The 1,252-nt window shown below is 78.1% G+C and carries 1 protein-coding gene; it reads left to right on the top strand.

The window, feature by feature from the left end; genetic code table 11:
- The first annotated feature begins 139 nt into the window (after positions 1–139).
- A complete protein-coding gene (locus G3I53_RS23975; RefSeq protein ID WP_164438754.1) occupies positions 140–1,123 on the top strand; it encodes an SDR family oxidoreductase in 984 nt (327 codons plus the stop codon).
- Positions 1,124–1,252 lie beyond the last annotated feature (129 nt).

Genomic DNA, 1,252 nt, shown 5'->3' with positions numbered 1-1,252 from the left:
CGTGGCGGGGCGCTCCGGCGTGCCGACGGTGCGGTCCGCTGCGGGCCCGGGCCGGCGTCCGTGGCGGGGGGGCTCCGGCGTGCCGACGGTGCGGTCCGCGCCTACCGTGGGCGGGGGGCCACGCCCAAGGAGCCGTTCCATGCCGCCTGTGCACCACAGCCCGCTGCGCGGGCGTACCGCCGTCGTCACGGGTGCGGCGCGCGGACTCGGGGAGGCCGTGGCCCGGGACCTGTCGGCCCGGGGTGCGAAGGTCGCCCTGCTGGGCCGCGAGGAGAGCACCCTCGCCCGGGTGCGGGACACCCTGCCGGGCGTGTCCCGGTGCTGGGCGGTCGACGTCACCGACGACCGGGGCATGGCGCGGGTCGCCGCCGAGATCGGTGCGGGGCTCGGGCCGCCGTCCGTCGTGGTTGCCAACGCGGGGGTCGCCGAGGGCGGGCCGTTCGAGACGTCGGATCCGGCGGTCTGGCGCCGGGTCGTGGAGGTCAACCTCATCGGCAGCGCCGTCACCGCCCGCGCGTTCCTGCCCGCCCTGTTCGAGACCCGCGGCTACTTCCTCCAGGTCGCCTCGCTCGCGTCCATCGGTGCCGCGCCGATGATGAGTGCCTACTGCGCCTCGAAGGCGGGGGTGGAGTCGTTCGCGCACGCGCTGCGGGCGGAGGTCGCCCACCGGCGGGTGGGCGTGGGGATCGCGTACATCAACTGGACGGACACCGACATGATCCGGGACGCCGACCAGTACGCCGTGCTGCGGCAGTTGCGCGGCCACATGCCGCCGCCGGCCCGCAAGGTGTTCCCCGTCTCCTACGTGGCGGGCCGGCTGGTCACCGCCGTGGAGCGGCGCCGTCCGGCCGTCTACGTGCCCCGCTGGCTGCGCGCCGCCCAGGCGGTGCGGGCCGCGATGCCGCCGGTGGTGACGCTGCTGTCCCGGCGGGAGCTGCCGCGCCTGGCCGCCGCGGAGGACTTCGAGGCGACGGGCCTGCTCGGTGCGGGCGGACGGGCGGACCACAGCGACCGTGCCGTGGCCGACGTCCGGGCCGGCGGGGACCCGCCTGCCGGGGGGAACACCGCCGCCGGCCGGGCGGACGGGACCGGTCCGGCGGGTCGGCGGGCGGCGGAAGACTGACCGACCCGCCGGATCCGGCGGGTCGGTGGATCCGCGGGCGCCGGTGAATCGGGCGGACGGCGCATCCGGCGTTCCCCCCGCCGGCGAAGAAGAGGTGTGCGGGAGCGGCGCCGCCGCGCCCCTCCCGGG

Origin of the sequence: Streptomyces sp. SID14436 (assembly GCF_010548465.1) — a bacterium.
Classification (GTDB): domain Bacteria; phylum Actinomycetota; class Actinomycetes; order Streptomycetales; family Streptomycetaceae; genus Streptomyces.
Note: the sequence above shows the minus strand (reverse complement) of the source record. Positions and strands in the feature narration are given on the sequence as shown.